Source organism: Streptomyces sp. AM6-12 (assembly GCF_044327085.1).
GTDB lineage: Bacteria > Actinomycetota > Actinomycetes > Streptomycetales > Streptomycetaceae > Streptomyces.
The window spans coordinates 3,346,804-3,372,386 of sequence record NZ_JBIQWN010000001.1; the positions used below are offsets into that span (position 1 = coordinate 3,346,804).

Genomic DNA, 25,583 nt, shown 5'->3' on the forward strand with positions numbered 1-25,583 from the left:
TCGCGTAACTCGGGGGAGTGTCGCCGCAGGTCGGGTCCGGGGACGTGGGTGGTCCCGGTCGGCGGAGGTGACCGACCGGGACCCCGTCCCGCCCCCGCGCCCGCGCGTACGCCCGCGTGCGCCTCGGATCACGTGCCCCTCAGATCACCGGCGGGCGCCCCAGCCGGGTCAGGCGCCACACCGTCCGCCAGCGCATCGGGCGGCGCTCACCGGCCGGCTCGCGCACCCCCTCCACGAACCCGCCGAACCACGCCTTGAGCCCGGCCGCGGAACGGGTGCGGGCGAGGGTGAGCAGCGTCCACACCCCGAGGTGCACCGGGATCAGCGGCAGCGGCAGCCGGCGCCGTACGAGCCAGACGCGGTTGCGGGCGTTGACCCGGTAGTAGATGGCGTGCCGGGCCGGGGAGGTCTTGGGGTGCTGGAGCAGCAGTTCGGGTGAGTAGCGGATCTTCCAGCCGGCGTCGGCGGCGCGCCAGGCCAGGTCGGTCTCCTCGTGTGCGAAGAAGAACTCGGCCGGCCAGTCCCCGGTCTCGGCCAGCATGGCCATGCTCAGGGCGTGCCCGCCGCCCAGGAACCCGGTGACGTAGCCGCCGCGCAGCGGGTCGGAACGGCCGATCCTGGGCACGTGCCGCTGCTGGGTCTCGCCGTGCTCGTCGGCGATGCGGAAGCCGACGATGCCGAGGCGCGGGTCGGCGGCATACAGGTCCCGTACCCGACGCAGCACGTCGGCGTCGACGAGCAGCCCGTCGTCGTCCAGTTCCACGACGACGTCGACGTCCCCGAACTCGCGCAGCCGGGCGAGGGCGACGTTGCGGCCGCCCGGGCAGCCCAGGTTCTCCGGCACGTCGATGGTAGTGACCTCGCCGGGCAGGGAGAGCCGGCGGGCGAACTCGGGGAGCCGGCAGCCGTTGCCGACGATCACGATCCTGGCGGGGGCGAGGTCCTGCTTGGCCACGGACTCCAGGAGGGCGTCGACCTCGGCGGGCCGGTTGCCCATCGTCACCACGGCGACGGCGATCCTCGGCTCCACCACGTCCCACACCCCATCCGGCCGGCAGCGGCGGCGCGTTCCTGACCGCGCGCCGCCCATCGTTCACCAAGATGTTGTCCCACCTCCGCTGGTTCGCCCTCCACCCATCGCCTTTACATCCTTTTTGCGGCGCTTTGCCGGGTGCGGAGAAATCGGAGTTCCGGGCATGACCGAGGGGAGGGGGCGGGGTGGCGGGTGGTGGGGTGTCGGGGTGGCGAATCGGTGAGTCGGCGTCAAGGGCCGGTGCGGTGAGCCCTTTCGGCCTCACTGGAGTGGGGCCGGTGTCCAGGTTACGGTGATCATCATCTCGCGGCGTGTCGCCGGAACCCTCGCCCGAGCCCTGGCCGCATACGGCCGGGACACCTCCGGTCGACGGCAGGCCCGAGCACCTCAAGCGTGCCTGTGAGGGCTCGCTCAAGCGGCTCGGCGTCGAGGCGATCGGCCTCTACCAGCTGCGCAAGCCCGACCCGGCGGTGCCGTTCGGCGATTCCGTCGGCGCGCTGGCCGAACTGGTCACCGAGGGCAAGATCCGCAAGGCCGGTCTCTCCAATGTGACCGTGGACCAGGCCCACGAGGCCCGCGCGATTCTGGGCGACGACCTGGTCTCGATGCAGAGCGAGTTCTCCCCCTCGGTCCGCGACAGCGAGCCCCAGCTGCGCCTGTGCGCCGAACTCGGCATGGCCTTCCTCCCCTGGAGCCCGCTCGGCGGCATCTCCCGCAGCTCTCTGGACGACCCCTCGGCGCCGACGCCCCGCCACGGTTCGCCGGATTCCATGAGCTGGCCGCGGAGAAGGGCGTGAGCCCGCAGCAGATCTGCCTGGCCTGACATCTGCACCCCTCCCCCACCGTCATCGCGATCCCCGGCTCCAGCCGCCCCGAGACGATCCGACCCGCCAGCTCCTTGGAACCTCGTCTTCGCCCTGGAAGGCGGCTCCTGACTCCCCCTCCGGCAGGGCGACCGCCCTCTCCCCGGCACTCGGCCAGGCGACGTGGCACCCCTCGAAACAACAAAAAAGCCAGGTCACGGATTATGTGACCTGGCCTTTGCCGGAGCCGCTTTCGGGATTCGAACCCGAGACCTACGCATTACGAGTGCGTTGCTCTGGCCATCTGAGCTAAAGCGGCGTGCTGCGTGCACCTAGGGTGCGGTCGGCAACGTCGGTAAGTCTACACAGTTTCCGGGGGTGCTTCGTACCGGCCCCGGGAGCGGAGGACCGGGGCCGGTACGAAGGTCTAGGGGCAGCGTTTGCCGGTGGGGGGCGGGGTGCCGTGGAGGAGGTAGGTGTCGATGGCGGAGTCGACGCAGGTGCTGCCGCGCAGGAAGGCGGTGTGGCCGTCGCCGGCGTAGGTCAGGAGGTGGCCGGAGGAGAGCTGGCCGGCCAGGGACCGGGCCCAGCGGTAGGGGGTGGCCGGGTCGCGGGTGGTGCCGACGACCACGATCGGGGCCGCGCCCCGCGCCGTGATGCGGTGCGGCTCGCCCGTGGCCCGCACCGGCCAGTACGCGCAGTTCAGCGAGGTCCAGGCCAGGCCCTCGCCGAAGACCGGGGACGCTTTCTCGAACGCGGACTGCGCCTGCCGCAGCTGCTCGGGGCCGGTGAAGGCGGGCGGCAGGTCAAGGCAGTTCACCGCGTTGTTGGCCATCATCAGGTTGCTGTAGTGGCCGTCGGCGTCGCGCTCGTAGTAGCTGTCGGAGAGGGCGAGCAGCGCCGCGCCGTCGCCCTTCGTCGCCGAGGTCAGCGCCGCACGCAGCTGCCCCCAGGCGCCCTCGTCGTACATCGCCGCGATCACGCCGGTGGTGGCCAGCGCCTCGCCGAGCTTGCGGCCGTCGCGGTCGCCCGTCGGGGCGGGGTGGCCGTCGAGCTTGCGGAAGAAGCTCCTGAGGTGGTCGGCGGCCTGTTTCGGCGTCGTACCCCTGCGTCCGAGCGGGCAGTCGGTGCGCCGCAGGCAGTCCTCGGTGAAGGCCTGGAACGCCGTCTCGAAGCCCTCGGCCTGCTCCAGGTTCACCGTGCGGGAGTCGAGGGAGGGGTCCAGCGCGCCGTCCAGGACCACGCGGCCCACCCGGCTCGGGAAGAGGCCGGCGTAGGTCGCCCCGAGGAAGGTGCCGTACGACGCCCCCACGTAGTTCAGCTTCGGGTCGCCCATCGCCGCGCGGAGGATGTCCATGTCACGGGCCGCCTCGACGGTGGACACGTGCCGCAGCAGCCGCGCCGAGCGCGCCCCGCAGGCCTGCGCGAACTTCTGGTCCGCCGCGACCACCGCGTTCTGCTCGGCCCGGTCGTCGGGGGTCACGTCGGTCTGCGTGTACGTGTCCATCTGACGGTCGTCGAGGCACTGGACGGGCTCGCTGCGGGCGACGCCGCGCGGGTCCATCGCCACCATGTCGTAGCGGGCGCGGACCTCGGCGGGGTAGCCGAGACCGGCGTACTGCTGGAGGTAGGCCACCGCCGAGCCGCCCGGTCCGCCCGGATTGACCAGCAGCGAACCGAGCCGCTTGCCGCCGCCGGTCGCGGCCTTGCGGGACACCGCGAGCCGTACGTCGCCCGCACCCGGCCGCTCGTAGTCCAGCGGCGCCCGCATCGTGGCGCACTGGAAGCCGGGGGCGCCGCAGTCGCGCCACGTCAGCCGCTGCGTGTAGTACGGCGCCAGCGCGGCCGGGATCGCGCGCGGCAGCGGGGCCAGGTCGGGGACGCTCGCCGCGCCGGTCCGCGCCGACGCCGCCGAGGACGGCCTGATCGAGCTGCTGCCGGGGGAGCACGCGGACACGAGGAGGGCCGCGGTCACCAGGGCGGCGGCCGTGAGCCGTGCCGTGGTCCGGGAGCGGGGCGGGGAGGACCTGGTCTGCATCCCGTGAGAGTAACGCTGGGCGATGCGGTGGACGCGGGGAGTTCCGATTGTCGACCCCGTACGGGGGACGGGGTGGCCATGCGGCCGGTTTCAGCCCGCCCGGAGTGCCATCGCCAGTCCGCTGCCCACAGTGCCGACCTCAGGACGCCCGCGTGCCAACGTCAGCCCGCCACCCACGTCAGTACGCCCGCAGTGCCGTCGTCAGCACACCCCCAGCGCCAGCGTCAGCCCGCTCGCAGCGCCATCGTCATCGCCTCCACCGCGAGCAGCGGCGCCACATTGCGGTCCAACGCCTCGCGGCACGCGGCGATCGCCTCGATGCGGCGCAGGGTGGACTCCGGGGTGCTGGCGCGGGCCAGCTGGTCCAGGGCGTCCTGCGCGTCGGCGTTGGCGATCGCCACGCGGGAGCCGAGCTGGAGGGCGAGGACGTCGCGGTAGAAGGTGGTGAGGTCGCCGAGAGCCACGTCCAGGCTGTCGCGCTGGGTGCGGGTCCTGCGGCGCTTCTGCATGTCCTCCAGGTCCTTCATCACGCCCGCCGTGCCGCGCGGCAGCCGGCCGCCCTGGGCCGCGCCGAGCGCCGCCTTCATCTCCTCGGCCTCTTTGCCGTCCGTCTCCTCGGCGAGCTGCTTGGCGTCCTCGGCGGCCGCGTCGACCAGTTCCTGGGCGGCCCGCAGGCAGGCGCCGACCTCCTCCAGGCGCAGCGGGAGTTTCAGGACGGCGGCGCGGCGCTCGCGGGCCGCCGGGTCGGTGGCCAGGCGCCGGGCGCGGTCCACATGCCCCTGGGTGGCGCGGGCCGCGTCGGCCGCGGCTCCCGGGTCCACGCCGTCGCGTCGTACGAGCATGTCGGCGACCGCGGCCACGGACGGAGTGCGCAGGTTCAGGTGGCGGCAGCGGGAGCGGATGGTCGGCAGGACGTCCTCGATGGAGGGGGCGCACAGCAGCCAGACCGTGCGCGGGGCGGGCTCCTCGACGGCCTTGAGCACGGCGTTCGCCGATTTCTCGTTCAGCCGCTCGGCGTCCTCGACCAGGATGATCTGCCAGCGGCCGCCCGCCGGCGCGGTGAACGACTTGCGGACCGTGTCCCGCATGTCCTTCACCAGGATCTCGGCGCCGACCGCGGCGACCGTGGTGACATCCGCGTGGGTGCCGAGCAGCGCGGTGTGGCAGCCGTCGCAGAAACCGCAGCCGGGGGCGCCGCCGAGGGCACGGTCGGGGCTCACGCACTGGAGGGCGGCGGCGAAGGCCCGCGCCGCCTGGTTGCGGCCCGCGCCGGGCGGTCCGGTGAACAGCCACGCGTGCGTCATCCGGGACGACTCCGGCGGCGGCTCGTCGGCCGCGGCGGCGGTGACCAGGGCGTCGGCGTCCCGCGCGGCGGCGCCCAGCACCTCGCTCACCTTCTCCTGCCCGACGAGGTCGTCCCACACGGTCATGGGTCACGCCGCCCTTCCGTCACACTCCGCGTTCCGACCTCCATTGTGCGGGCGGGGTCTGACAACCGGGACCACACCGGGAACGCCGAACGGCGCCCGCCCCCGCTCCGGCAGGGCGCGAGCGCCGCTCTCGACGGGGACCGGGGTCAGCCCCGGCGCCTCCTGCGGGGCTCGTCCTGGTCGTCGTACGACCCCAGCAACTCGTCGGCCAGCGACGGCAGATCGTCCAGCGGGGTCTCCTCGGCCCAGTCCGGGCGCGGGCGGCGGCGGGCGCTCTCGGTGCCGGGCTGGGGCATCTCGCGGGTGCGGTCCTCGGAGCCGTCGGGGTCCGCGGGCCGCTCGTCGCGGAAGAAGCCGCGCGGCATCCGGTCGGCCGGGGCGTCGTCGCGCACGGGCGGCAGTACGGCCGTCTCGTCCGCGCCGAACTGCGGCAGAACGGCGGTCTCCTCCGCGGCGCTCGCGGGCACCTGCGGCAGTACGGCGGTCTCCTCGGCGGCGCTCGCCGGCACCTGCGGCAGTACAGCCGTCTCGTCCGCGGCACCCGCGACGGCGGGCGGCTGGGGCAGCTCGGCGGTCGTCTCGGCCTCGGAGAACGGGTTCCGGGCGCCGCGGGCGGACGGCTCGTCCCGGCCGGGCGAGACGACCGGTGTGGGCACCGTCTCCTCCACGCCCCGGCCCGCCCCCTCGGCACCCCGGCCCGGCGCCTGCGCACCGCTGCCCGTCTCCGCCGTACCGCGGCCCGGCGACACCGCCGGAGTGGCGACCGTGGCCGCGTCCGAGGTCACGCCGGGGGCCTTCGGCTGGGGGCCGCCGGGCCTGCGGGCCGCCGCGTCGGCGGCCGCCGCGGCCTCGGCGGCACGGCGGCGTGCCTCCTCCGCACGGAGCAGGGCCTCCTCCGCCTTGCGCTGCGCCTCCAGCCGCCGGGCCTGCTCCTCGGCGCGCTCCTTGGCCAGCCTGGCCTCCTCCTCGGCGCGGATCCGGGCCTGGCGGGCCTCCTCCTCGGCGCGCAGCCGGGCCTCTTCCTCGGCCTGCTCGCGGCGGCGCTCCTCCTCGGCCCTGCGGCGCGCCTCCTCCTCGGCGCGGGCCTTCTCCTCGGCGAGCAGCCGCTGCCGCTCCTCCTCGGCGCGCCGGGCCGCCTCGGCCGCCCGCTGCCGGGCCTCCTCCGCCTGCCGCTCGGCCTCGCGGCGCTGCGCCTCCTCCAGCTCGCGGCGCTTGCGCTCCTCCTCCTCGGCGCGCAGCCGGGCCAGCTCCTCCTGGCGCTCACGCTCCAGGCGCTCCTCCTCGGCCTTGCGCGCGGCCTCTTCCTCGGCCTTGCGGCGCGCCTCCTCCTCGGCCTTCCTGCGCGCCTCCTCGCGGGCCTCGATCTCGGCCTGGGACAGCGGCAGCACGGTGTCGAGGCGGTGCCGGATGACGGTGGTGACGGCCTCGGGCTCCTGCCCGGCGTCCACCACCAGGTAGCGGCCGGGGTCGGCGGCGGCCAGGGTGAGGAAACCGGAGCGCACGCGCGCGTGGAACTCCGCGGGCTCCGACTCCAGCCGGTCCGGCGCCTCGGTGAACCGCTCGCGGGCGGCCTCCGGAGCGACGTCCAGCAGCACGGTCAGGTGCGGCACCAGACCATCGGTCGCCCAGCGGTTGATGCGGGCGATCTCGGTCGGGGACAGGTCGCGACCGGCGCCCTGGTAGGCGACGGAGGAGTCGATGTAGCGGTCGGAGATCACCACCGCGCCGCGCTCCAGGGCGGGGCGTACGACGGTGTCGACGTGCTCGGCGCGGTCGGCGGCGTACAGCAGCGCCTCCGCGCGGTGCGACAGACCGGCCGAGGAGACGTCCAGGAGGATCGAGCGCAGCCGCTTGCCCACCGGGGTGGCGCCCGGCTCGCGGGTGAGCACGACCTCGTGGCCCTTGGCGCGGATCCACTCGGCGAGGGCCTCGGCCTGGGTGGACTTGCCGGCGCCGTCGCCGCCCTCCAGGGCGATGAAGAAGCCGTTCGCGGCCTGCGTCTCGACCGGGTCGTCGCCGCCGAGCAGCGCGTCCCTGAGGTCCTGGCGCAGCGGGATGCCGGAACGGTCGTCGACCTTGGCGAGCACCAGCGCGGCCACCGGCAGCAGCAGCGCGCCGACCAGCATCAGCGTGAACGAGGCGCCGCCGTGCGCGAAGACGAACCGGCCGTTCTCCAGGCGGTGCCGGCCGATCAGCCCGGCGATCACCGGGGCGATCACCGCGCCGAGCGCTATGAAGACGCGGACGACGGCCTGGAGGTGCTCGGTGACCCGCGCCCTGCGGTAGTCCTCGGTCTCCTGGTCGAGCAGCGCGTGCCCGGTGTTGGCCGCGATGCCCGCGCCGAGACCCGCCAGGGTGAGGATCAGCACCACCGTGGTGACGTCCGGCACCAGCCCGGCGGCCAGCAGCGCGATGCCGGTGAAGGCGATCGCCAGGGCCAGCAGCCGGCGGCGGGACAGCGAGGGCAGCAGCGCGGGGGCCGTACGGATGCCGATGGCGACGCCACCGGTCAGGCCGAGCACCAGCAGGCCGAACAGGACCGGGCCGCCGCCCAGGTCGGTCGCGTGCAGCACGCACACGGAGACGGCGGCCGCGATGACACCGGCCACGGCGGCGCAGGCGGGGACGAGCAGCGGGATCGCGCCCGTGCGCCCCTTGTCGACACCGGCGCCGGTGCGCGGCCGGCGCAGGCCCTCCAGCGGTGACCGGGGGCGCGGGGTGCGCGTGCCGGGCAGCTCCAGGGCGGTCAGCAGGGAGAGGGAGGCGGCGAACAGGCCCGCCGCCACGTACGACGCGAGGGCCGCGTGGTGCTGGTCGAACCACGGCACGCCGGTGGCCAGCAGGTTGTTGAACAGGGCGGCGACGACCAGGACGGCGGCGGCCAGCGGTACGGCGAGGAAGGCGGTGCGCAGCGCGAGGCGGCGCAGGGCGTCCATGTGGTCCGGCAGCGGCCGCACGGTGGCGCCCTCCGGCGGCGGGGCGGGCAGCAGGGCCGGCGCCGCGCTCTCCCGGCACACCGTCCACAGCCGCTCGGCGACGCCGGTGACGAAGGCGGTGACCAGCAGCACGGCCGGTGCGTTCGCCGGGGTCCAGTCGATCCACAGGGGGGCGACGATCAGCAGCGCGGCGCGCAGGCCGTCGGCGCCGACCATGGTCCAGCGACGGTCCAGCGGTCCGTCCTCGGCGGTGAGCGTGGTCAGCGGCCCGAGCAGGACCGCGCCGAAGATCAGCGCGGCGAGGCCGCGGGCGGCGAAGACCGTCGCGACCGCGAACGCCACACCCCGGTAGCCGCCGCCGAACGCCCCCTGGGCGATCGCCGCCTGGAGGACGAGGACGACCAGGACGAGGAGGGCGAGGGTGTCGCCGACTCCGCTCACCAGCTGCGCGCTCCACAGGCGCCGCAACTGCGGTCGGCGCAACAGGGAACGTACGGCGCGCTCGCGGGAGTCCGCGACCAGGGCGTCGTCCGGTTCTGGAGTGTGGGCCGTTGGCTGCTCGGCTCGCGTCATGCGTTCAGCCTATCCGCAGCCGCCGACACCACACCTCGCACTCCTGGCATGCACACGCCCCGACACCAAAGTGATGCCGGGGCGTGCACGGGGCGAGACGAGACTCCCGGGACTCAGTCCTCGGAGCCGGAAGCCGCGGACTTGGCCGCCGTCGCCTTCTTGGCGGTCGTCTTCTTCGCCGCCGTCTTCTTCGCGGCGCTCGCCGTGGTCTTCTTCGCCGCCGTCTTCTTGGCGGCGGTCTTCTTGGCCGGCGCGGTCTTCTTGGCCGGTGCCTTCTTCGCGGTCTTCTTGGCGGGGCCCTTCGCGCGCTTCTCGGCAAGAAGTTCGAAGCCGCGCTCCGGGGTGATCGCCTCGACGCTGTCGCCGGAGCGCAGGGTCGCGTTGGTCTCGCCGTCGGTGACGTACGGCCCGAAGCGGCCGTCCTTGACCACGACCGGCTTCTTGGACACCGGGTCCTCGCCCAGCTCCTTCAGCGGCGGCTTGGCGGCGGCCCGCCCACGCTGCTTCGGCTGGGCGTAGATCGCCAGCGCCTCCTCCAGCGTGATCGTGAAGATCTGGTCCTCGGACTGGAGCGAGCGCGAGTCCGTGCCCTTCTTCAGGTACGGCCCGTAGCGGCCGTTCTGGGCGGTGATCTCCTGGCCCTCGGCGTCGGTGCCGACGACACGCGGCAGGGACATCAGCTTCAGCGCGTCGTCCAGCGTCACCGTGTCCAGCGTCATCGACTTGAAGAGGGAGGCGGTGCGCGGCTTGACCGCGTTCTTGCCGGTCTTCGGGGTGCCCTCGGGGAGGACCTCGGTGACGTACGGCCCGTAGCGGCCCTTCTTGGCGACGATCTGGTGGCCGGTGGCCGGGTCGGTGCCCAGCTCGACGTCGCCGCTCGGCTCGGCCAGCAGCTTCTCGGCCAGCTCCTCCGTCAGCTCGTCCGGCGCCAGGTCGTCGGGAATGTCGGCGCGCTGGTGCTCCTCGGTGTCCTTCTCGCCGCGCTCGATGTACGGCCCGTAGCGGCCGACCCGGAGCACGATGCCGTTGCCCACCGGGAAGGAGGACACCTCGCGGGCGTCGATGGCGCCCAGGTCGGTGACCAGTTCCTTGAGGCCGCCGAGGTGGTCCCCGTCGCCGTTGCCCGCGTCGGCCGCGGCGCCGCTGATGGTGCCCTCGCCGAAGTAGAAGCGCTTGAGCCACGGCACGGCCTGGGCCTCGCCGCGGGCGATGCGGTCGAGGTCGTCCTCCATCTTGGCGGTGAAGTCGTAGTCGACCAGCCGGCCGAAGTGCTTCTCCAGAAGGTTTACGACGGCGAAGGACAGGAAGGACGGCACGAGCGCCGTGCCCTTCTTGAAGACATAGCCGCGATCGAGGATCGTGCCGATGATCGACGCATAGGTCGACGGGCGGCCGATCTCGCGCTCCTCCAGCTCCTTGACCAGGGAGGCCTCGGTGTAGCGGGCCGGGGGCTTGGTGGCGTGGCCGTCGACCGTGATCTCCTCGGCGGACAGCGCGTCGCCCTCGGCGACCTGCGGCAGCCGGCGCTCGCGGTCGTCCAGCTCGGCGTTCGGGTCGTCGGCGCCCTCGACGTACGCCTTGAGGAAGCCGTGGAAGGTGATGGTCTTGCCGGAGGCGCTGAACTCCACGTCCCGGCCGTCGGCGGCGGTGCCACCGATCTTCACGGTCACGCTGTTGCCGGTCGCGTCCTTCATCTGGGAGGCGACGGTCCGCTTCCAGATCAGCTCGTACAGCTTGAACTGGTCGCCGGTCAGGCCGGTCTCCGCGGGCGTGCGGAAACGATCACCCGAGGGGCGGATCGCCTCGTGCGCCTCCTGCGCGTTCTTCACCTTCGCCGCGTACGTCCGCGGCTGCGGGGGCAGGTAGTCGGCGCCGTACAGCTGCGTGACCTGGGCACGGGCGGCCGCGATGGCGGTCTCGCTCAGCGTCGTGGAGTCCGTACGCATGTACGTGATGTAGCCGTTCTCGTACAGCTTCTGGGCGATCTGCATCGTCGCCTTGGCGCCGAAGCCGAGCTTGCGGCTGGCCTCCTGCTGGAGCGTCGTCGTACGGAACGGCGCGTACGGCGAGCGGCGGTACGGCTTCGACTCCACCGAGCGCACGGAGAAGCGGGTGTTCTCCAGGGCGGCGGCGAGGGCGCGCGCGGTCGCCTCGTCCAGGTGCAGGGTGTTCGCGGACTTCAGCTGCCCGACGGAGTCGAAGTCACGGCCCTGCGCGACACGCCGTCCGTCGACGGTCTGCAGCCGCGCGACCAGGGTCGACGGGTCCGAGGGGTCGCCCGCGCGGCCGGTGCCGAAGGTGCCGGTGAGGTCCCAGTACTCGGCGGAGCGGAAGGCGATGCGCTCGCGTTCCCGCTCGACCACGAGCCGGGTCGCGACGGACTGCACGCGGCCGGCCGACAGCCGGGGCATGACCTTCTTCCACAGCACCGGGGAGACCTCGTAGCCGTAGAGGCGGTCGAGGATGCGGCGGGTCTCCTGGGCGTCGACCAGCTTCTGGTTGAGCTGGCGCGGGTTGGCGACGGCCTCGCGGATCGCGTCCTTGGTGATCTCGTGGAAGACCATCCGCTTGACCGGGATCTTCGGCTTCAGGACCTCCTGGAGGTGCCAGGCGATGGCCTCGCCCTCCCGGTCCTCATCGGTGGCCAGGAAGAGTTCGTCGGAGTCCTTCAGCAGGTCCTTGAGCTTCTTGACCTGTGCCTTCTTGTCCGCGTTGACCACGTAGACCGGCTGGAAGTCGTGCTCGACGTCCACGCCGAGGCGGCGCACCTCGCCGGTGTACTTCTCGGGCACCTCCGCGGCGCCGTTGGGGAGGTCGCGGATGTGCCCGACGCTCGCTTCGACTACGTAGCCGGGGCCGAGGTAGCCCTTGATCGTCTTCGCCTTGGCAGGCGACTCGACGATGACGAGTCGGCGGCCGCCCTCTGCGGTCTCGCTGGTCGGGGACAACTTCGCTCTTCTCTCCGGTCGACGCTGTGGCCTCCCCAGGCCTTGGTCCCGGGGTCGCAACGTACTGCTGGCACGTGTGACGCTGCGGAGTGTGACGGTACATCCCGCCCCCGTGTCAAACGGGAAAAGCCCACAACGGCCACTCGAACGGTAACCCGACTACCGGCATTCCTGCCGCCCGGACTGCCGGGTACCCCGTCCGGGTCTGTCCGGAGCGTGACGCTCCTCTTACTCTCGTGGCACACCGGCGGGCCGGCACCCGCCGATGTCACAGGCGGGTGAGGCAGTAGCCGCCGAGGGCCAGCGCGAGGATTCCGGCCACGCTCGCGAGGGTGGCCGATGCGACCCGGTTCACACCGAGGGCCACCGCCTCACCCCGCCGCAGCCGTACCCCGGTCCACACCAGGAGAGCCCCTCCGAACAGGACAAACACCGCCCCCACGAACGCCGCCGGCCCCTGCTCCATCCCCCGCCCACCCCTTCCGACTCCACCCGGCGCGGCGAGACTGACACGCGGGGGCGACGGGCGGGCGACGACGGGGTGAACGGCGGACCACCGGCACACCGCCCGACCGGGCCGGGAATCATGGTCCGGCCTGTCCGGCTCGCGACAGATATTTTTCCGGCCGTTTTGCAATCGGGGGGCGCGTGGGGGTGCGGACGGCATGGGCGGGGAGTGCGGAGGCGGGGGCTGCTGCCGCGTCCGGGGCCCGCTGGGAGCGGGGCTGCCCGCGCGCGGGGGCGGGCTGGGCGCGGGGCCGGGGGCGGGCCTGGGCCACGGCCTGCGTCCGAGGGCCCGCACGAGAAGCCACCCCACCCCGCGCGCCGGCCCACCCGGCCCCCGTCCTCACGGACCCCTGCCGAGCCGTCCCCTCAGTTCACCGGCTCCAGGAAGCCCTGCTCCACCAGGAGGCGGATCTGGGCGGGGGTCTGGTCGCGGAGGCGGATGGAGTCCTCGCCCATCAGCTGGGCGATGGCGTCCAGGATGCGGCCCGCGCTCAGGGTGCCGTCGCAGACGCCCGCGAAGCCCGCGCCGACCGTGTCCACCTTGGTGGCCCGGCGCATGCCGCGGTGCTGGCGCAGCACGACGTGCTCGGGGTCCTCCGCGCCGGGCAGCCCGACCTGTTCCTGCACCACCTCGCCGACCAGCCGGAAGTGGTGGGCGAGCAGCGCCGCGTCGTCGTGCTCACGCAAATAGTCGACGCGCTCGAAGTGCGCCCGGACGGTGTCCCCGAGCGGCTGCTCCACCGGATGCGGCCACTCCTCCACCGTGATGGACGGCTCGGCCGCCTCGCTCCTGCGCAGCGTGATCCAGCCGAAGCCGACCGCCTTGACCTTGCGCGCCTCGAACTCGTCGAGCCAGGCGTCGTACCGCGCCTGGTACTCCGCCGGGTCCCCGCGGTGGTCCCCGGCGTCCCGCAGCCACAACTCGGCGTACTGCGTGACGTCCTGGACCTCGCGCTGCACGATCCACGCGTCGCATCCGCGCGGCACCCACGACCTGAGCCTGTCCTGCCAGTCCTCCCCCGCGACGTGCTGCCAGTTGGCGAGGAACTGCGCGTACCCGCCCTCGGTCAGCCGTTCCCCCGCCTGCTGGACCAGCGAGCGGCACAGGTCGTCCCCGCCCATGCCGCCGTCGCGGTAGGTGAGCCGGGCACCGGGGGAGATCACGAAGGGCGGGTTGGAGACGATCAGGTCGAACTTCTCGTCCTCGCGCACCGGTTCGAACAGTGAACCCTCGCGCAGTTCGGCGGCGGGGGCGCCGGAGAGCGCCAGCGTGAGCGCCGTGATGTGCAGCGCGCGGGGGTTGAGGTCGGTCGCCGTCACGCGCGTGGCGTGCCGGGAGGCGTGCAGCGCCTGGATGCCGGAGCCGGTGCCGAGGTCCAGGGCGGCGGCGACCGGGGTGCGCACGGTGATGCCGGCGAGCGTGGTGGACGCCCCGCCGACCCCCAGCACGACACCCTCGGCCCGCTGCCCGATGCCCCCCGCGCCGCCGACCGCGCAGCCGAGGTCGGACACGATGAACCAGTCCTCGCCGCCGGGGCCGCCGTACGGCCGTACATCCACCGTGGCGGCCACCTCGTCGCCGCCCACCCGCACCAGCCACCCGGCCTCGACCGCCTCCTCGACGGGGAGTACGGCGGCCACCCGCGCTTGGGGCACGGGCTGCTGGAGCAGGAGGAGCCGTACGAGGGCCTCCAGCGGCGTGTCGCCACGGGTGGCCCGCAGCGCGGGCACGGTCTCGCTGCGGGCCAGCGCCGCGTACGCGGGGGCGCCGAGCAGTTCGAGCAGTCCGTCGGCGGTGAAGGAGGCGGCCAGCAGCGCGTCCCGCAGGCGCGCGGCGGCCTCGGGACGGTCGGCGGCGGGCAGGGGGGCGAGTGCGGAGTCAGTCACGGTCCCATTGTGTCCCGCGCGGGCCGAGGGGGACGGCGCACACAACCGGCGCACGCCACCGTCCCCCGACCGCACCGGGCGTGGTCAGCCCACCGCGGACGTCATGCCTCGGGGGCTGGTCAGCCCGCCGTCGACGTCATGCCTCGGGCGCCGGTCAGCCTGCCGTGGACGCCGCGGAGGGCGAGGACGACGCCGCGGAGGCGACCTTCTTGCAGCTGGGCTGCTGGGCGATGGCGTCCTGGACCTCGCCCTGCTGGAGGGCCTTCAGGGACTCGGTGCCGCTCTGGTGCTTCTTCTCCAGCTCGGTCATCTGCTGGGCGACGTCGTGCAGCCCGGAGGCGAACTTCGCCTGGTCCTTGGTGTCCAGGCCGTCGACCTGCTTCTTCAGGTCGGCGTAGGAGGCCGAGAGGCTGTTGAAACTCTTCACGACATCGCCGAGCCGCTTGGCGCCGCCGTCGACACCGGGGGGCGCGCCGGCCTCGCTGACGGCGGTCGCGATCGCCTTGTAGCCGTCGGCCATGTCCTGGAATGCCTTGGAGTCGGTCTTCTGGAGCGTCTCGGGCTTGGCCGTGTCGGCCGCCGTCGTGGAGATCGCCGCGTTGGCCGCCTTGATCTTCGCGTCCTGCGCGGGTACGGCGTCGCACACCGACTTGGCCCAGGAGACCAGCTTGGGGTCGGGCCCCTTGGGGGCGCTGTTGCTGCTGCATCCCGACAGCGCAGCCACCAGTACCGCACCGCCGGACAGTGCGGCCGCGAGCTTCTTGTTCACCGGATTGGTCCCTTCCATGGCTCTCGGGCCCCGGACCCTACACGGCGGACGCACACCCTCCGCACACCGATCGCCCCCTAAGTACCTTTTATTACTTTTTGCGCGAGAGAAGGCTCACGACGGGGCCGCACCCGTACACACGACGGGACCCGTGCCCGCACACGCGAACGGGCGGGCGGCGCGCCCCAGGGAACGCACCGCCCGCCCGCTCTTTGCGCAGGCTCTCTCCTGAAACCTACGAAACCACCGCCGCGTCGGCCGAGTTGGCGACCCGTTCGGCGCTCTCCTCTTCCTCGTCCCCGACGGCGATGCCGCGCCGCTTGGAGATGTACACGGCCGTGCCGATCACCAGCAGCGCGAGGATCGCGACCCCGATCCGCACGCCGAGGTTCTTGTCGTGGCCGTAGGAGAACTTGATCACCGCGGGCGCGATGAGCAGCGAGACCAGGTTGATGACCTTCAGCAGCGGGTTGATCGCCGGCCCCGCGGTGTCCTTGAAGGGATCGCCGACCGTGTCGCCGATCACCGTGGCGGCGTGGGCCTCGCTGCCCTTGCCGCCGTGGTGGCCGTCCTCCACCAGCTTCTTGGCGTTGTCCCAGGCGCCGCCGGAGTTGGCGAGGAACACCGCCATCAGCGTGCCCGCGCCGATCGCGCCGGCGAGGTAGGAGCCGAGCGAGCCGACGCCGAGCGTGAACCCGACGAAGATCGGCGCCATCACGGCGAGCAGACCGGGCGTGGCCAGCTCCCGCAGGGCGTCCTTGGTGCAGATGTCGACGACCTTGCCGTACTCGGGCTTCTCCGTGTAGTCCATGATTCCGGGCTTCTCCCGGAACTGCCGCCGCACCTCGAACACCACCGCGCCCGCCGACCGCGACACGGCGTTGATGGCCAGTCCGGAGAAGAGGAAGACGACCGCGGCGCCCGCGATGAGCCCGACCAGGTTGTTGGGCTGCGAGATGTCCAGGGACAGGCTCAGCGGCGCGCCGGGCCCGCTGAGCTTCTCCCCGACGTCCTGCACATTGGTGGTGATCGCGTCGCGGTACGACCCGAAGAGGGCCGACGCCGCGAGCACCGCGGTGGCGATCGCGATGCCCTTGGTGATCGCCTTGGTGGTGTTGCCGACCGCGTCCAGGTTGGTGAGCACCTGCGCGCCCGCGCCCTCGACGTCGCCGGACATCTCAGCGATGCCCTGGGCGTTGTCGGAGACCGGCCCGAAGGTGTCCATGGCGACGATCACGCCGACCGTGGTGAGCAGGCCGGTGCCGGCCAGCGCGACCGCGAACAGCGCGAGCATGATCGACGTACCGCCGAGCAGGAACGCGCCGTACACGCCGAGCCCGATGAGCAGCGCGGTGTAGACGGCGGACTCCAGGCCGACCGAGATGCCGGACAGGACGACGGTGGCGGGACCGGTCAGGGAGGTCTTGCCGATGTCGCGGACCGGGCGCCGGTTGGTCTCGGTGAAGTACCCGGTCAGCTGCTGGATGACGGCGGCGAGCAGGATGCCGATGGCCACCGCGACCAGGGCGAGGACCCGCGGGTCGCCGTCCTTGCCCTTGATCGCCGCGTCCGTCACTCCGCTGAGGCCGGCGTAGCTCGACGGCAGGTAGACGAAGACGGCGACGGCGACCAGGACGAGGGAGATCACCGCGGAGATGAAGAAGCCGCGGTTGATCGCGGTCATGCCGCTGCGGTCGGCGCGCCGGGGGGCGACCGCGAAGATGCCGATCATCGCCGTGAGCACGCCGATGGCGGGCACCAGCAGCGGGAAGGCGAGCCCGGAGTCGCCGAAGGCGGCCTTGCCGAGGATCAGCGCGGCCACCAGGGTGACGGCGTACGACTCGAAGAGGTCGGCCGCCATGCCCGCGCAGTCGCCGACGTTGTCGCCCACGTTGTCGGCGATGGTGGCGGCGTTGCGCGGATCGTCCTCCGGGATGCCCTGCTCGACCTTGCCGACCAGGTCGGCGCCGACGTCCGCGGCCTTGGTGAAGATGCCGCCGCCGACCCGCATGAACATGGCGATCAGGGCGGCGCCGAGGCCGAAGCCCTCCAGGACCTTCGGCGCGTCGGCGGCGTAGACCAGCACCACGCAGGAGGCGCCCAGCAGGCCGAGGCCCACCGTGAACATGCCGACCACACCGCCCGTGCGGAACGCGATCTTCATCGCGATGTGCGAGACGGTCGTGAGGTCTTTTTCGGGTTCGCCCTCGCCCGGAGTCGCCTCCCGTGCCGCGGCGGCGACCCGCACATTGCTGCGTACCGCGAGCCACATGCCGATATAGCCGGTGGCGGCCGAGAACACCGCACCGATCAGGAAGAACACCGAGCGCCCGGCACGCTGATTCCAGTCGTCCGCGGGCAGCAGCAGGAGCAGGAAGAAGACGACGACGGCGAATACGCCGAGTGTGCGCAGCTGCCGGGCGAGATACGCCTTGGCGCCTTCCTGGACCGCTTCGGCGATCTTCTTCATGCTGTCGGTGCCCTCGCCCGCGGCGAGTACCTGGCGCACCAGGATCCCCGCGACCACCAGCGCGGCGAGGGCCACCGCCGCGATGACGGCCACGATGACCCTGTTGCCGTTGGTGAGCACCGCGGCCGCGAGGTATGTGGGGTGGTCAAACTCAGAGGGGTAAGAAAGCCCCGCCATTCGTCCTCCTTGACGCTTGGGCTGAGCTCAAGATGTGGACGGATTGTAGGTACCCCTGGGTGATGCCAAAAGAGCACGGTAAACGGAAATGGCCTGCATGCACCGGTGACCGACTTCGAAAGAGGTAATGCCTCAAAAGCATTGACGGACGCCGTCGATCCCATGGAATCTTGATCGAATGATACGGCTATTGATCGTGAATTCCTTCACTAATTCCGGGAGGCGCCGGAAATGATCTGCCTGAAACGCGATCAGGGCCCTGCTGAGCAGGGCCCTGATTCGGTCGCGTGTTCGGGTTGTCGCGTGGTGGGGCTTCCTCAGCCGACGGTGACCGTCGGCGAGGCGGCGGGCCAGGTCATGCGGATCAGTCCGCCGTTCGCCCCGGTGGTGACCTCGACGTCGTCCACGAGGCCGCTGATGACCGCGAGGCCCATCTCGTCCTCCTCGGCCTCCACGTCAGCGTCCGCGGCGGCGCCATGGGTCACCTGCTCGGCCGGGACCGCGTGCGGAGCCTCGTCGCCGACCTCGATGGAGAACTGTTTCTCCTCCTCGATCAGCGCCACCTTCACCGGCGCGTCGATGCCGCCGGTCTGGTGGAGCCCCACGGCACGGGAGCACGCCTCGCCCACGGCGAGCCGCACCTCGTCCAGAACGGCCTCGTCCACTCCGGCCCTGCGTGCCACCGCGGCCGCCACCAGGCGGGCGGTCCTGACGTGCTCGGGCAGCGCGCTGAAGCGGAGTTCGACGGTGGCCATGCATCCCCCTCACGACTACGGGACTGCGATCGGGCGGGCTCGCCGGGCCCGCCCCTCATGAACTTCGATACCCGGATCCACCCGGACGCACCCGGCACGGCCCCCTACGGGGCGCGAGACAGGGCCTGACGGCCGGAACCGGGCACGACCCACCGGCGGCCCCGCCGCGGGCAGACGCCGGCGGCAGGGTCGGCCGGATCGGGTCAGTCGGTGGCCGCCACCGCTTCCTCGACCGAGGTGTGGATCGGGAACACCTTGGTGAGGCCGGTGATACGGAAGATCTTGAGAATGCGCTCCTGGTTGCAGACCAGGCGCAGCGAGCCCTCATGGGCACGCACTCGCTTCAGGCCGCCGACCAGCACGCCGAGTCCGGTGGAGTCGAGGAAGTCCACGCCCTCCATGTCGACGACAAGGTGGAAATTGCCGTCATTCACCAGCTCGACCAGCTGCTCGCGCAGCTTGGGCGCGGTGTATACATCGATTTCGCCACCGACCTCGACGACCGTACGATCGCCGACGGTACGGGTCGACAGGGACAGGTCCACGGATCCTCCAGCACCTTGCTATCGAGCGGTCGCCCCTCGGGCATCTTGACGTGCGGCCCTCGGGACGCAACGCCAGCCGCGATGGCATTCAATCACTTACCGGCGTGCGTGTACGACGCCTTGACTCCATTGTCCGTCACGCCAGTGACACACTCGGTGCCGATGGCCAAGAATCACCGATCCGATCGACCCGTGCCGGACCCGGCGTCCCGCCCGTTGCCGGGCGCTGTCCTGGACAGGCTCGCCTCCGGTCCGAGCCGGGCTGCGCGCATCACTCATACGGAGCACTTGCCCCCGCGCACGGGCCGCCATGCCGTCTGGCCTGACCGGATTCGGTCCGAGGTGATCGCGGCCGTACAGGAGTGCGGCATCGAGCATCCCTGGGCGCACCAGGCGCTGGCCGCCGAGCACGCCTTGGACGGCGATTCGGTGGTCGTCGCCACCGGCACCGCCTCCGGCAAGTCCCTCGCGTACCTCGTGCCCGTGCTGTCCACCCTTCTGGAGGGTTCCGGAGCACCCACCCGATGGACACAGCAGCGCGAAGCGCTCGCCGGGGGTGGTGACGGGCGACGGGCAGACGGCCGAGGGGCCACCGCGCTGTACCTCTCCCCCACCAAGGCACTCGCGGCGGACCAGTGCCGGGCGGTGAAGGAACTTTCACAACCGCTGGGCAGCGCGGTCCGCCCCGCCGTGTACGACGGCGACACCCCGTACGAGGAACGCGAGTGGGTACGCCAGTACGCCAACTACGTCCTCACCAACCCCGACATGCTGCACCGCGGGATACTGCCCGCCCACCCGCGCTGGGCCTCCTTCCTGAAGTCGCTGAAGTACGTCGTGATCGACGAGTGCCACACCTACCGGGGCGTCTTCGGCTCGCACGTCGCCCAGGTGCTGCGCCGGCTGCGCCGCGTCTGCGCCCGTTACGGCTCCTCCCCGGTCTTCCTGCTGGCCTCCGCGACCGCTGCCGAACCCGCCGTCGCCGCCCGCCGGCTGACCGGTCTGCCGGTGGTGGAGGTCGCCGACGACGCCTCCCCGCGCGGCGAGCTGGTCTTCGCCCTGTGGGAGCCGCCGCTCACCGAGCTGCACGGCGAGAAGGGCGCGCCGGTACGCCGCACCGCCACCGCCGAGACCGCCGATCTGCTGACCGACCTGACCGTGCAGGGCGTGCGCTCGGTCGCGTTCGTACGTTCCCGGCGCGGCGCCGAGCTGATCTCGGTGATCGCCCAGGAGAAACTGGCCGAGGTCGACCGCTCCCTGGCCCGGCGGGTCGCGGCCTATCGCGGCGGCTACCTCCCCGAGGAGCGGCGTGCCCTGGAACGTGCCCTGCACTCCGGGGAACTCCTCGGGCTCGCCGCCACCACGGCCCTGGAGCTGGGCGTGGACGTCTCCGGGCTGGACGCGGTGGTGATCTGCGGCTATCCGGGCACGCGCGCCTCCCTGTGGCAGCAGGCGGGGCGCGCGGGCCGCTCCGGGCAGGGCGCGCTCGCGGTCCTCGTCGCGCGGGACGATCCGCTGGACACCTTCCTCGTCCACCACCCGGAGGCCCTGTTCGACCGGCCGGTGGAGTCGACCGTCCTCGACCCCGACAACCCCTACGTCCTCGCCCCGCACTTGTGCGCCGCCGCGTCGGAACTCCCGCTGACCGAGGAGGATTTCGTCCTGTTCGGTCCCGCCTGCGCGGACGTGCTGCCGCAGTTGGAGGCCGCGAAGCTGCTGCGCCGGCGGACCCGCGCCTGGCACTGGACCCGCCGGGAACGGGCCGCCGACCTGACCGACATCCGCGGCGCGGGCGGGCGCCCGGTGCAGATCGTGGAGGAGGGCACCGGGCGCCTGCTCGGCACGGTCGACGAGGCCGCCGCGCACTCCACCGTCCACGAGGGCGCGGTCCACCTCCATCAGGGCCGCACCTATCTGGTGCGCTCCCTGGACCTGGAGGAGTCGGTCGCCCTGGTCGAGCAGGCCGAGCCGCCGTACTCCACGGTCGCCCGCGACACCACCGCCATCTCCGTCCTGGAGACCGACACCGAGATCTCCTGGGGCGCGGGCCGGCTCTGCTACGGCTCCGTCGAGGTCACCAACCAGGTGGTCTCCTTCCTGCGCCGGCGCCTGATCACCGGCGAGGTACTGGGCGAGACGAAACTCGACCTCCCTCCTCGTACGCTGCGCACGCGCGCGGTGTGGTGGACGGTCACCGAGGACCAGTTGGACGAGGCCCGGATCAGCCCGGAGATCCTCGGCGGCGCCCTGCACGCCGCCGAGCACGCCTCCATCGGCATGCTGCCGCTTTTCGCGACCTGCGACCGCTGGGACATCGGCGGCGTCTCCGTACCGCTGCATCCCGACACCCTCTTTCCGACGGTCTTCGTGTACGACGGCCACCCCGGCGGCGCGGGATTCGCGGAGCGCGCCTTCCACACCGCCCGCGCCTGGCTCACCGCCACCCGCGAGGCCATCGCCTCCTGCGAGTGCGACGCCGGCTGCCCCTCCTGCATCCAGTCCCCCAAGTGCGGCAACGGCAACGACCCCCTCCACAAACGCGGTGCCGTCCGACTCCTGACGACCCTGCTGCGCGACGCACCACAACCACCGGAGGAGAAGCCGGAGCCAGAAGCCTCACCGGGGGAACCGGCGCCGGCTTCGGGGCGGGGGGCAAGGGCCGACGCCGGGGCGTGACGGACCGAGGGTTCACGAGCCGGATGCCGACAAGCCGGAAGACGGCGGGGCGGGCGTCGGCGGGGCGGGCGACGGCGGGGCGGGGGTCGGTGGGCCTGCCGGGCCGGCCTTGGAGCGGACCTCCGCCGTGAAGGGGACGCTTCCCGAGGCCGCGGTCACGTCCGCGATCTCGCCCTCGACCGCGCAGCGCACCAGCCGTACCCCCTGGGCCGACGCCACCCGGCCGGCTCGGGCGCAGGCCGGGCCGCCGCCCTCGGCCCAGTGGTCCGCGGCCGCGAGTGCCGCCAGGTCCGCGCCGCCGGCCGCCCGGTGCCGGACGGTGACGGCGTGCCCGAGCGCCAGCACCGCACCGAACACCACGCACAGCACCGCGATCGCCCCGAGCCCCCAGACGGAGGCGGAGCCCCGGTCGGAGCCGCACCGGCCCACCGCCCGCCGAGCCGGAGCCCGGTCCCAGCTCCGGCCCCGCGCCCGATTCCGGCGACTCCATGCCCGCGCCCCCTGCCGCCTCACGGCACCGCTCCCCTCTCCCCGACCGTCTCCTCCGCCAACGCCACGGCTTCCTCACGGAGTTCGAAGGGCAGCCCGCTGAGCACCGGCGGTCTCGCGACCACCCTCACCCGGACCTGGTCGCCCTCCCGGCCGACCGTCACGCGGGCCCCGCGCGGCGCCGCCTCGCGGGTCACCGACAGCACCGCGGCGGGCGGGTCCTGGCGGGCGGCAGCCCGTGCGCCGGTACGGGCCGCGTCCACGCACCGGATCTGCGCCGCCGCCACGAGCAGCCCCCAGACCAGCGCCATCGTGAACGCCACCAGCACGCACAGCACCATGGCCGCCTCCGCCGTCACGAACCCACCGTCCGAGCCCCGTTCACATCCGCGCACTGAGGGCCTTCTTCACGATCGACTGGAGCTCCGCCCGCACCTGGCCGCTGGTGACGACCTCGTAGAGCAGCAACGCGAATCCGACGGCCGCGATGATCCCCATCGCGTACTCGGAGGTCACCATCCCGGAGTCCCGACGGCACACCCGCCGCACCCCCGCCAGCACCTTGACGATCTTCCTCTTCACTTCAACTCCCTTGTCCCAAAAGCACTTTCCGGTCGGTCGTCTTCCACGGCGTCCACCGCCGCCCCTCACCTCCCCGCCATCACCCCGCCCGCCAGTCCGATCACCACGGGCAGCACCCCGAGCGCGACGAAGGCGGGCAGGAAGCACAGCCCCACCGGCGCGGAGATCAGTACGGCCGCCCGGCGGGCCCGTGCCGTCGCGGCGCGGCTCCACTCCGCGCGGGTGTCCGAGGCGATACGGGCCACCGGAGCGGCGGCGGGCAGCCCCGACTCGTCGGCCCGTTCCAGCAGCCGTGCCAGGGCGCCCGCGCGCGGCAGCGCGGCCAGGTCGCGCCAGGCGTCCGCTGGTGGGCCGCCGAGCCGCACCTCCGCCGCGCCCCGCGCCAGCGCCCGCCCCGCGGGACCGCCCAGGGCCTCCCCCACCGCCTGCGCGGCGACCACCGGCCCGGCACCGGCCGCGATGCAGGCCGCCAGCAGATCGGCGGCGAGCGGCAGTTGGCGCGCGGCCTCGGCGGTATCGACGGCCGTCGCCCCGCCCCCGGCCACCTGACGGACCCGCCAGCGCCAGAGCACGGCACCGATGCCGACTCCGAGCAACGCCCCGACGACGCCGCCGACCAGCACCCACACCCCGCCCGCCGCGCCCACGGGCGGCAGCCATCGCCGGACCGCGTCCATGACGGGCCATGGCGGCGGCTTCTCCGACCCGGCCCCCGGCGCCAGCAGCCCGGCCGCCCGCTGCCGCGCCCGGCGTCCCCGCCGGGCCGACACCACCAGCCGGCCGCCCCAGCCGAGCGCCAGCGCCAGGACCGCGGCCGTCCCCAGCCTGTGCACAGCATCCCCGCTCACGCCCTCACCTCTCTCCGCGTCCCGGACCAGCCGCTCACGCCGCCCCCGCTCCCCGCACGATCCGTGCCGACCACCACAGCCCGGCCGTCTCGAACACCGCGCCGATCAGCAGGCAGCCGAGGCCGGGGCCGCTGTGCAGGAGGACCCGCAGCGGGGCGGCGCCCATGGCCGCGCCGAGCAGGAGGCCGAGGGCGGGAAGGGCTGCGAGCAGGACGGCGGTGGCCCTGGCGCCCGCCAGCTGGGCGCGCAGGTCCGCGCGTTGGTCCCGCTCGGCACGCAGGGCGCCGTCCAGCCGGTCGAGGCCGGCCGCGAGCCCCGCGCCCTGGTCGACGGCCACCCGCCAGCACGCGGCCAGCCCGAGCAGCCCCTCGGCGCCCGGCTGCCGGGCCGCCGCGGCGAGGGCGCCGGGCACGTCCCCGCCGAAGCGGGCCGCCGCGACCACGGCCGCCCCTGCCTCGCCGAGCCCGCCCGAGTCCCGCGCCGCCCGCAGCAGCGCCTCACCGGGCTGCCGTCCGGCCCGCACCTCACCGGCGAACACCCCGCACAGGGCGATCACCCGGTCCACCCGCTGCTCCCGGTCACGTCTCGCCTCCCCGGCCAGCCGCACCCGGCGCAGCACGGGCACCCCGGCCGCTCCCGCGACGACCGGAAGCACCGAGGCGCCCAGCAGGGCGAGCAGCAGCCCGGCGGCCAGAGCCCACCACTCGACTCCCCAACGGGCGCGCAACCGCCGTAATGCCGCCACGAGTTGGTCCTGTACCGACGGACCGGCCCCCGGTCCCCCGCCCGCGGCCAGCAGCAGCCGCGCCCGCCGCGTCCCGTGGTGCCGCTCGCACAGCAGCCATCCCAGCGCGCCGAGGCAGATCAGCGCGGCCCCCATCGACATCTCACCCGTCACCTTCGCCACCACCGAACCCGTCACCCTCGCCACCACCGAAGCCGTCACCGAACCCGTCCTCGAACCCGCCCGCCCCACCCAGCAGCCGTGCTAACCGCCCCCACCCCTTCTCCCGCACGAACGCCCGCTCGCCCCACCGCAACGCGGGCACCGTCCGCACCAGCCCCGTGGCGTCCCGCTCCAGGACGTGCACCTCCGCGATCCGGCGCCGTCCGGACCGGTCCCGCACCAGGTGGAGCACCACGGACAGGGCCGCCGCCAATTGGCTGTGCAGGGCGGCGCGGTCGAGCCCCGCGGCCGTGGCCAGCGCCTCCAGGCGGGCCGGTACGTCCCCGGCCGTGTTGGCGTGGACCGTGCAACAGCCGCCCTCGTGGCCCGTGTTGAGCGCGGCCAGCAGATGGACGACCTCGGGCCCGCGCACCTCTCCGACAACCAGCCGGTCCGGCCGCATCCGCAGGGCCTGGCGCACCAGGTCCTCGAGGGTGACCAGGCCCGCGCCCTCCTGGTTGGCGGGCCGGGTCTCCAGCCGGACGACATGCGGATGGTCGGGTCTCAGCTCGGCGGAGTCCTCGGCGAGCACGATCCGCTCATCCGCGCCGACCAGGCCCAGCAGGGCGCTGAGCAGCGTCGTCTTGCCGCTGCCGGTACCCCCGCTGACCAGGAAGGACAGCCGGGCGGCCAGCAGGGCGCGCAGGATCCGGTCGCCGCCGGGCGGGACCGTGCCGGCCGCCACCAGTTCGGCGAGGGTGAAGGCCCGCGGTCGTACCACCCGCAGGGCCAGGCAGGTACAGCCGACGGCGACCGGGGGCAGCACCGCGTGCAGCCGGGTGCCGTCGGGGAGCCGGGCGTCCGCCCACGGCCGGGCGTCGTCCAGCCGGCGTCCGGCCACCGCGGCGAGCCGCTGCGCGAGGCGTCGTACCGCCGCCGCGTCGGGGAAGGCCACCGGCGTCAGCTCCAGGCCGCCGCCCCGGTCCACCCACACCCGATCCGGCGCCGACACCAGCACGTCGGTGACCTCGGGGTCCGCGAGCAACGGCTCCAGGGGCCCGGTGCCGACGAGTTCGGATCTCAGCCGCTCGGCCACCTGGAGGATCTCGGCGTCCCCGAGCACCCGCCCCTGTGCGCGCAGCGCCTGCGCGACCCGCGCCGGGGTGGGTTCGCCGCCGCTCTCGGCGAGCCGCCGGCGCACCCCGTCGAGCAGGGCGGCCTGGTCGGGCAC

19 protein-coding genes and 1 tRNA gene are annotated in these 25,583 nt (G+C 73.4%); 2 read left to right on the top strand and 18 right to left on the bottom strand.

Going from position 1 to position 25,583, the window contains the following annotated elements:
* Nucleotides 1-139 precede the first annotated feature (139 nt).
* On the bottom strand, nt 140-1,033 hold the full coding sequence (locus ACE4Q9_RS15115; RefSeq protein WP_397984755.1) for a glycosyltransferase family 2 protein: 894 nt from the start codon (nt 1,031-1,033) through the stop codon (nt 140-142).
* 311 nt (nt 1,034-1,344) lie between these two features.
* On the opposite strand from ACE4Q9_RS15115, the gene ACE4Q9_RS15120 reads away from it, so the two are divergent.
* A complete protein-coding gene (locus ACE4Q9_RS15120; protein WP_397984756.1) occupies nt 1,345-1,830 on the top strand; it encodes an aldo/keto reductase in 486 nt (161 codons plus the stop codon).
* A 251-nt stretch (nt 1,831-2,081) separates the two neighbouring features.
* Here ACE4Q9_RS15120 and ACE4Q9_RS15125 read toward each other — a convergent pair.
* The 11 genes from ACE4Q9_RS15125 to bldG form a co-directional block, all read right to left on the bottom strand.
* Nucleotides 2,082-2,155 (bottom strand) — tRNA-Thr (locus tag ACE4Q9_RS15125).
* A gap of 108 nt (nt 2,156-2,263) precedes the next feature.
* Nucleotides 2,264-3,874 (bottom strand): alpha/beta hydrolase, encoded by a 1,611-nt coding sequence (locus ACE4Q9_RS15130; RefSeq protein ID WP_397984757.1) that lies wholly within the window; start codon nt 3,872-3,874, stop codon nt 2,264-2,266.
* 224 nt (nt 3,875-4,098) lie between these two features.
* Nucleotides 4,099-5,304, bottom strand: a complete 1,206-nt coding sequence (locus ACE4Q9_RS15135) for a DNA polymerase III subunit delta' (protein ID WP_397984758.1) — start codon at nt 5,302-5,304, stop codon at nt 4,099-4,101.
* A 146-nt stretch (nt 5,305-5,450) separates the two neighbouring features.
* Nucleotides 5,451-8,813, bottom strand: coding sequence for a dTMP kinase (tmk, locus tag ACE4Q9_RS15140; protein ID WP_397984759.1), 3,363 nt, complete (start codon nt 8,811-8,813; stop codon nt 5,451-5,453).
* A 113-nt stretch (nt 8,814-8,926) separates the two neighbouring features.
* Complete coding sequence (topA, locus tag ACE4Q9_RS15145; protein WP_397984760.1) at nt 8,927-11,761, bottom strand: type I DNA topoisomerase; 2,835 nt, start codon at nt 11,759-11,761, stop codon at nt 8,927-8,929.
* 268 nt (nt 11,762-12,029) lie between these two features.
* Complete coding sequence (locus ACE4Q9_RS15150; protein WP_397984761.1) at nt 12,030-12,227, bottom strand: hypothetical protein; 198 nt, start codon at nt 12,225-12,227, stop codon at nt 12,030-12,032.
* Nucleotides 12,228-12,634: 407 nt separating this feature from the next.
* The gene (locus tag ACE4Q9_RS15155) at nt 12,635-14,155 is read right to left on the bottom strand and encodes a methyltransferase (RefSeq protein WP_397984762.1); all 1,521 of its coding nucleotides are present in this window, start codon (nt 14,153-14,155) and stop codon (nt 12,635-12,637) included.
* 154 nt (nt 14,156-14,309) lie between these two features.
* Nucleotides 14,310-14,942, bottom strand: a complete 633-nt coding sequence (locus ACE4Q9_RS15160; RefSeq protein ID WP_397984763.1) for a small secreted protein — start codon at nt 14,940-14,942, stop codon at nt 14,310-14,312.
* A 217-nt stretch (nt 14,943-15,159) separates the two neighbouring features.
* Nucleotides 15,160-17,571 carry a sodium-translocating pyrophosphatase gene (locus ACE4Q9_RS15165; protein WP_397984764.1) on the bottom strand — a complete coding sequence of 804 codons (2,412 nt, stop codon included), beginning with the start codon at nt 17,569-17,571 and terminating at the stop codon, nt 15,160-15,162.
* A gap of 317 nt (nt 17,572-17,888) precedes the next feature.
* Complete coding sequence (locus ACE4Q9_RS15170) at nt 17,889-18,326, bottom strand: ATP-binding protein (protein ID WP_397984765.1); 438 nt, start codon at nt 18,324-18,326, stop codon at nt 17,889-17,891.
* A 203-nt stretch (nt 18,327-18,529) separates the two neighbouring features.
* Nucleotides 18,530-18,871 (bottom strand): anti-sigma factor antagonist BldG, encoded by a 342-nt coding sequence (gene bldG, locus ACE4Q9_RS15175; protein WP_010986038.1) that lies wholly within the window; start codon nt 18,869-18,871, stop codon nt 18,530-18,532.
* An 81-nt stretch (nt 18,872-18,952) separates the two neighbouring features.
* On the opposite strand from bldG, the gene ACE4Q9_RS15180 reads away from it, so the two are divergent.
* Nucleotides 18,953-21,547, top strand: a complete 2,595-nt coding sequence (locus tag ACE4Q9_RS15180; RefSeq protein ID WP_397984766.1) for a DEAD/DEAH box helicase — start codon at nt 18,953-18,955, stop codon at nt 21,545-21,547.
* Between the two features lie 12 nt (nt 21,548-21,559).
* Here the strand turns inward: ACE4Q9_RS15180 and ACE4Q9_RS15185 are convergent, their stop codons facing one another.
* The 6 genes from ACE4Q9_RS15185 to ACE4Q9_RS15210 all read right to left on the bottom strand — a co-directional run bounded on the left by ACE4Q9_RS15185 (nt 21,560) and on the right by ACE4Q9_RS15210 (nt 25,583).
* Nucleotides 21,560-21,976 (bottom strand): Rv3654c family TadE-like protein, encoded by a 417-nt coding sequence (locus ACE4Q9_RS15185; protein ID WP_397984767.1) that lies wholly within the window; start codon nt 21,974-21,976, stop codon nt 21,560-21,562.
* Between the two features lie 80 nt (nt 21,977-22,056).
* Nucleotides 22,057-22,395, bottom strand: a complete 339-nt coding sequence (locus ACE4Q9_RS15190) for a TadE family type IV pilus minor pilin (RefSeq protein ID WP_397984768.1) — start codon at nt 22,393-22,395, stop codon at nt 22,057-22,059.
* 22 nt (nt 22,396-22,417) lie between these two features.
* Entirely contained in the window at nt 22,418-22,555 is a 138-nt protein-coding gene (locus tag ACE4Q9_RS15195) for a DUF4244 domain-containing protein (protein WP_397987225.1), read from the bottom strand.
* A 128-nt stretch (nt 22,556-22,683) separates the two neighbouring features.
* Nucleotides 22,684-23,466, bottom strand: coding sequence for a type II secretion system F family protein (locus tag ACE4Q9_RS15200; RefSeq protein ID WP_397984769.1), 783 nt, complete (start codon nt 23,464-23,466; stop codon nt 22,684-22,686).
* A gap of 34 nt (nt 23,467-23,500) precedes the next feature.
* Nucleotides 23,501-24,346, bottom strand: a complete 846-nt coding sequence (locus tag ACE4Q9_RS15205) for a type II secretion system F family protein (RefSeq protein WP_397987226.1) — start codon at nt 24,344-24,346, stop codon at nt 23,501-23,503.
* Nucleotides 24,347-24,353: 7 nt separating this feature from the next.
* Nucleotides 24,354-25,583, bottom strand: a complete 1,230-nt coding sequence (locus ACE4Q9_RS15210) for a TadA family conjugal transfer-associated ATPase (protein WP_397984770.1) — start codon at nt 25,581-25,583, stop codon at nt 24,354-24,356.

Coding starts and splice junctions, on each gene's coding strand:
- ACE4Q9_RS15130 (WP_397984757.1), bottom strand. CDS start 3,874: ATGCAGACCAGGTCCTCCCCGCCCCGCTCCCGGACCACGGCACGGCTC.
- ACE4Q9_RS15135 (WP_397984758.1), bottom strand. CDS start 5,304: ATGACCGTGTGGGACGACCTCGTCGGGCAGGAGAAGGTGAGCGAGGTG.
- tmk (WP_397984759.1), bottom strand. CDS start 8,813: ATGACGCGAGCCGAGCAGCCAACGGCCCACACTCCAGAACCGGACGAC.
- ACE4Q9_RS15150 (WP_397984761.1), bottom strand. CDS start 12,227: ATGGAGCAGGGGCCGGCGGCGTTCGTGGGGGCGGTGTTTGTCCTGTTC.
- ACE4Q9_RS15160 (WP_397984763.1), bottom strand. CDS start 14,942: ATGGAAGGGACCAATCCGGTGAACAAGAAGCTCGCGGCCGCACTGTCC.
- ACE4Q9_RS15165 (WP_397984764.1), bottom strand. CDS start 17,571: ATGGCGGGGCTTTCTTACCCCTCTGAGTTTGACCACCCCACATACCTC.
- ACE4Q9_RS15170 (WP_397984765.1), bottom strand. CDS start 18,326: ATGGCCACCGTCGAACTCCGCTTCAGCGCGCTGCCCGAGCACGTCAGG.
- ACE4Q9_RS15180 (WP_397984766.1), top strand. CDS start 18,953: ATGGCATTCAATCACTTACCGGCGTGCGTGTACGACGCCTTGACTCCA.
- ACE4Q9_RS15195 (WP_397987225.1), bottom strand. CDS start 22,555: ATGGTGACCTCCGAGTACGCGATGGGGATCATCGCGGCCGTCGGATTC.
- ACE4Q9_RS15205 (WP_397987226.1), bottom strand. CDS start 24,346: ATGGGGGCCGCGCTGATCTGCCTCGGCGCGCTGGGATGGCTGCTGTGC.